Origin of the sequence: Paraburkholderia sp. C35, assembly GCF_003121405.1 — a bacterium.
Taxonomy (GTDB): Bacteria; Pseudomonadota; Gammaproteobacteria; order Burkholderiales; family Burkholderiaceae; genus Paraburkholderia.
The window spans coordinates 1-5873 of the sequence record NZ_QBUY01000203.1; the positions used below are offsets into that span (position 1 = coordinate 1).

At 62.9% G+C, this 5873-nt stretch carries 4 protein-coding genes; all 4 read right to left on the reverse strand.

Going from position 1 to position 5873, the window contains the following annotated elements:
• Nucleotides 1-157: 157 nt before the first annotated feature.
• The 4 genes from flhA to DK391_RS43750 all read right to left on the reverse strand — a co-directional run bounded on the left by flhA (nt 158) and on the right by DK391_RS43750 (nt 5535).
• On the reverse strand, nt 158-2257 hold the full coding sequence (gene flhA, locus DK391_RS43735) for a flagellar biosynthesis protein FlhA (RefSeq protein ID WP_109484229.1): 2100 nt from the start codon (nt 2255-2257) through the stop codon (nt 158-160).
• Nucleotides 2254-3462: a flagellar biosynthesis protein FlhB gene (gene flhB, locus DK391_RS43740; protein WP_109484230.1), complete on the reverse strand. Its 1209-nt coding sequence runs from the start codon at nt 3460-3462 to the stop codon at nt 2254-2256. Before flhB ends, flhA begins: the two co-directional genes overlap by 4 nt.
• Nucleotides 3463-3685: 223 nt before the next feature.
• The gene (locus tag DK391_RS43745) at nt 3686-4960 is read right to left on the reverse strand and encodes a DUF3443 domain-containing protein (RefSeq protein ID WP_109484232.1); all 1275 of its coding nucleotides are present in this window, start codon (nt 4958-4960) and stop codon (nt 3686-3688) included.
• 17 nt (nt 4961-4977) lie between these two features.
• The gene (locus tag DK391_RS43750; protein ID WP_109484231.1) at nt 4978-5535 is read right to left on the reverse strand and encodes a DUF2844 domain-containing protein; all 558 of its coding nucleotides are present in this window, start codon (nt 5533-5535) and stop codon (nt 4978-4980) included.
• Nucleotides 5536-5873 lie beyond the last annotated feature (338 nt).

Below are 5873 nucleotides of genomic sequence, written 5' to 3' on the forward strand. Positions count from 1 at the left end.
AGCGGCTTTCTTTTGCCTACTTTTCTTTGCCGCGGCAAAGAAAAGTAGGTGCTGCCCCGCACAGGGGCGACGCGTGAAGTGGGCAAAACAAACCGCGGATGCCAGCGAAAAACCAGACCTATGCGTCGCAAGACAAAACCAAACCAAACCCAAACCCTTACTGCGCCCCAATCACATTAACAACCCTCACATGCCTGGTATCAGGCACCTCAGCATAAGAAAGCACCTTAAGCTGCGGCAAACTTCGCCGCAAAAACCTGGCCAACATAGCCCGCAGCGAATGCTGCACCAACATGACCGGCGTCAGCCCCATATTCTGCTGCCGGACCATGGCCTTCTGCGTCTCCATCAACAGCGTATTCGCCAGCCCCGGCTCAAGCCCCGGATTCGCACCCGTCGCCAGCGCCTGCGTCAAAAGCCGCTCGAGATGCGCATCCAGCCCCATCACCTGAATATCGCCATTCCCAGGGAACCACTGCTGCGTGATAGCGCGGCCCAGCGACAGCCGCACTGCCGCCGTCAGATCATGCGGATCGGTAATCTTGGACCCATGCTCGGACAGCGATTCGAGAATCGTCCGCATATCGCGAATCGGCACGCCTTCTTCCAGCAGGTTTTGCAACACCTTCTGCAAGGTCGCAACCGGCAACATCTTCGGCACGACATCGTCAACCAGCGGCGCCGCATCCTTCTGCATCCGCTCGATCAACGCCTGTACTTCCTGTCGGCCAAGCAGTTCGGCCGCATGCGTCACCACCAGATGGTTCAGGTGCGTCGCCACCACCGTGCTCGAATCCACCACCGTGTAGCCATACACCTGCGCCTGCTCACGCAGATTCGTGTCGATCCAGATCGCCGGCAAGCCAAACGCCGGATCCGTGGTCGGCGTGCCCGGCAATGCAGCCGTCACCTGGCCCGGATTGATCGCGAGCCACTGGCCCGGATACGCCTCGCCAACGCCGACTTCCACGCCCTTCAACGCAATCCGGTAGCCGTTCGGACGCAATTCGAGGTTGTCGCGGATATGAATCACAGGCGGCAGGAAGCCAATTTCCTGCGCGAACTTCTTGCGGATGTTCTTGATCCGCTTCAGCAACTCACCGTCCGAGTTCTTGTCGACCAGCGGAATCAGCCGGTAGCCCACTTCCAGGCCAAGCGCGTCGATCATCGTCACGTCTTCCCAGCTTGCCTCGCTGGCTTCCGTCGGCGTGAGTGCCTGCGGTGCAACTTCGGCCAGCGCGGTCGATGTCTTGCTCTGCGTCGCACGCTTCTTCAACGTGCGCGCCAGCTGGATCGCGCCGCCGCCCAGCAGAAGAAACGCGAAGTGCGGCATGCCGGGAATCAGGCCCATCAGCACCAGAATCGAACCCGTGATCATCAGCACGCGCGGATTCGTGAAAAGCTGGCTGGTCAGCTGCGTGCCGATGTCTTCGTCGGTTGCGACGCGCGACACGATCACACCCGCCGCCGTCGAAATCACCAGCGAAGGAATCTGCGCGACCAGGCCGTCACCGATGGTCAGCAGCGTGTAGGTCTTGCCTGCATCGGCGAAATCCATGCCGTGTTGCACGACGCCCACAATCAACCCGCCGATGATGTTGATCACCATGATCAGCAAACCGGCAATCGCATCCCCGCGCACGAACTTGCTCGCGCCGTCCATCGAACCGTAGAACTCGGCTTCCTGGCCGACTTCCAGACGGCGCTTGCGCGCCTGCTCTTCGTTGATCATGCCGGCGTTCAGGTCGGCATCGATCGACATCTGCTTGCCGGGCATCGCGTCCAGGGTGAAGCGCGCGGACACTTCCGCGATACGCCCCGCACCCTTGGTGATCACCATGAAGTTGATCACCATCAGGATGATGAACACCACGATACCGACCGCGAAGTTGCCGCCCACGAGGAAGTGGCCGAACGCCTCGATCACGGCACCTGCGGCACCCGGACCGGTGTGGCCTTCGAGCAGCACGATACGGGTCGAGGCGACGTTCAGCGACAGCCGCAGCAAGGTCGAGAACAGCAGCACGCTCGGGAAGGCCGCGAAGTCGAGCGGCTTCATCGTGTACATGCTGACCAGCAGCACCATCACGGACAGCGCGATGTTGAAGGTGAACAGCAGATCCAGCAGGAACGGCGGCAACGGCAGGATCATCATGCCGAGGATCATGCAGATCAGGAGCGGCCCTGCCAGAGCCCGCAGATTCGTGCCGCTCAGCGCGTCCGGACGTCGTGAAAGAAAACCCGCGCGGGCGTTCATGCTGATACTCCATTACTTTGATTGTCGTCGCCGAGTGAGTCGGCGGCTTCCTGGTCGGCGTCGTCGTCCGACACGCCGCCCTTGTCCAGTTCGGCAGGAACTTCGAGATCCGTCGGCGCGACGGGCGCCACGCCGCCGTCTTCCTTGAAGCGGCGCAGCTGATACACCCACGCGAGCACTTCCGCGACCGCGCCGTACAGCGCGCCCGGAATCTCGCGATTCAGTTCGACGTTGTGATACAGCGCACGCGCCAGCGGCGGCGCCTCGAGCAGCGGAATGTTGTGCTCGGTAGCCAGTTCGCGGATCCGCGCGGCCACCAGGTTCACGCCCTTCGCGACCACCTTCGGCGCGCCCATCTCGCCATCCGTGTACTGCAGCGCGACCGCGAAGTGCGTCGGGTTGGTGACGACGACGTCGGCCTTCGGCACGTTCGCCATCATCCGGCGCCGCGCCATCGCCCGTTGCTGCGTGCGGATACGCGCTTTCACATGCGGATCGCCTTCGCTTTCGCGATGCTCGCGCTTCACTTCTTCCTTCGTCATGCGCAGCTTCTTATGGAAATTCCATATCTGGTACGGCACGTCGAGCGCGGCGATCACGAACATGCCCGCGACCGTCATCGCGCAGCACACAGCGATGATGTGTCCGGCATTCGACATCGCGACGTGCAGCGGCTGCGTCGCCAGCGCCAGGATGTCCTCGCGCCGGTGCCAGATCGCCGTCGTGGCAATCACGGCCACGACCAGAATCTTCGCCAGCGACAGGCCGAGCTGGATCACGCCGTTGATCGAAAAGATGCGGCCCAGACCCGAGACAGGGTTCAGGCGTTCGAAATTCACCGAAATCGATTTGGTCGACAGCAGCCAGCCGCCGAGTGCCATCGGCGCGAGCAGCGCGGCAAGCCCCGTCAGCACCAGCAGCGGCACCAGCACGTAGGCGCCTTCGCGCGCTGCGGTACCGGCGCCTGTCAGCGCCCGCTTCGTATCGAAGACCGCGGCGTGGTCGAAGGTGAAGGACGCGCGCAGCATCATCTGCACGTGCTCGCCGATCATGCCCGACATGCCCCACGCGCCGAACACCCCGGCCCCGACGAGCGCAAACGTCGCCAGCTCCCGCGAACGCGCAACCTGCCCTTCCTCCCGCGCCTTTTCCAGGCGCCGGGGGGTGGCTGATTCGGTTATTTCGAGGTCGCTATCCTCTGCCAATGCGCTCTCCAGCTAGGCGGGCACGATGCCCTTTTTCAGTGAGAGCGATTATTCCTGCAGATGTCGAGCCGCGATTGGCGGATAAAGGCGGGGAAACGGGGGTATTTCACCCGATGGACGGCGCAACGGCGCGCCGCCGGGCCGGGCCGCGATGCGCGAATGCCGGCCCGCCTGCCGGCGGGCCGTCTTCGTGGCCAAAGAACGAGGGGATGGGAAAGCAGCGTCAGAACGCTACAAAAGGCGCGGCGCCGCCCGATGCACGCTTGTCGATCCCGTAGTAGACATAGCGTCCGAAGAAAAACGGCAGGCCCAGGTCGAACGCGCTCAGCGAGCCGATCTGGCCGCCGAGATCGTTGAATGCGTAATTGCTGGCGTTGCTCAGCAGCGTCTGCGCATTCGCGATGTTGAGCGTCACCGAGCCTGTCGCATTGTTCGCGCCGACGAGGTTCACGGTGCGCTGCTGCGTCGAACTCGGACAATAGAACGACGACAGATCGCCGCCGCACATTGCGATCGAGTTGTCCTGGAAGAAGTAGCCGTTCGAGCCGGAGTCCATGAACGTGCTGATCTTCGTGCCGTTGAACGTGCTGTTGACGAGATCGCCCGATGCGTCGGTCGTATAGGTAGTGGCTGCCGAGTTGCCGTTGTTCGACTGCGTGCCGATGCCGAACACGACGGTTCCCGTCGCCGAAGCCGCGCCAGTCGAGGAGATCGGCGCCATCTGCACGATCACGCCGTTGTTGTCGACGGGGAAGTTCGGGATCGGGTTGGCCACCTGCTTGGTCGTCTCGGCCAGCGTGCGCACGCAGTTCGTGCCGTTCGGGCACGCGTAATAGTTGCTGAACTGCGCGACATTGGCCTGCACCGAGCACGCCGCGCCGCAATCGACGGGCGCCACGCCCAGTCCGATGATGCCGTTCGCACCCAATGCGCTCGCGGTGTTCTCATTCGCGCCATTCACACAACCGCTGGTCGGAATGGTCGAGTCGGCCATATCGCCGATTACCTGGATCGGGATATTGCCGGCCGTTTCGCCGCTGATTTTCACGTCGGCGCGACGGGTCGTGCCCCACGTATAGCCGTCGGCGAAATGCGTGCATTCGGCGAGGTTGCCACCCGCCGTCGCCTGCTGGATGGCCAGACTATTGGTGAGCGAACCCAGCGCCGAACTGACGATGCGCAATCCATACGAACCAGTATCGAGCAGTACGTGATCGATCGTCGCGCAATTGTTCGTGCCTGGCTGGCAGACCGTCACGGTCACGGTCGGTATGTTGATGATGCCCGCCACACCGCGATCGACGGTAACGGCCACGGTGTTGGCCGCATTTGCCGCGATCGGCTGCTGGTTGGGTCCGCTGTTGCTGCCCGACGAAGAGGACGAGCCGCCGCCTCCGCCGCCGCAGCCCGCGACAAACGCCGTCATCGTGACGACGGATACGGCGAGTACGGCCTTCACGACGCGAACGCATGCTTCGAGCTTCAACGCAAATCGCATGATGTTGTCTCCCGTCGTCACTGGATGTCGGTGCCGCTTACGCCGGCAGGCAAGGCCTGCGGCAGATAAGCCTGGCCGGAGAACGCGCCCATGTGGCCGCCCGAGCGCACGACGAGGCCGCTGTCCTGCACGACGCCGGAACCGTGCCCGCCGCCACGCAGCTTGCGCGCGCTGGTCACGCCGGCGACATATTGCGGGAAATAATTGCCGAGCAGACTGGCGAGATCGGGCATTTGCGGGCCGCTCCACGCGAGGCCGAACACGCTGCCCGCCGACGAGATGTATTCGCGGATAACCGTGCTATTGCCAAGCGTCGTTTCGCGCACGGTGTAAGAGGCCGACGCGGCCGCCGAAGAGGAAGCCGTGGTTGCACCCGAACTGGCCGACGATGCGCTGCGCATCACGGCGATGCCATTCGAGGTGGAGGGTGCCACGGTGCGGGATATTTCACTCGACCCGGCGGGTGGCGTCATGGGATCGCCGCCTAGTGCGGCGTTCGCGGGTGACTGAACAAGCAGAGAACAGCAGAAACCTAGCGCTGAAACAAACACAGCTCGGCTGAAGCGGATCGACATGGTTCTGGACCTCCCACAATCGACAGCGGACGATGCCCGCGATGGGCGGGCCCGGCTTGTTGATTCGGGAGCGGCAATGGCGCGTGCCGCGTCGCTTTATTGTTGCGGCGTGGTGCCGTCTCCCTTGGCGGTAGTATGCCAGTGGTTTGTGTCGGGGACGGGTTTTTGGGTTTTGGTTTTGGGTTTGGGTTTGTCTGGCGGTGCTTGGGGTGGGTTGCTTGTGTTGTCGCTGGCGTCCGCGTTTTGGTGTTTGTGCTTCATGCGTCGCCCCTGTGCGGGGCGGCACCTACTTTTCTTTGCCGCCGCAAAGAAAAGTAGGCAAAAGAAAGCGGGCTAAC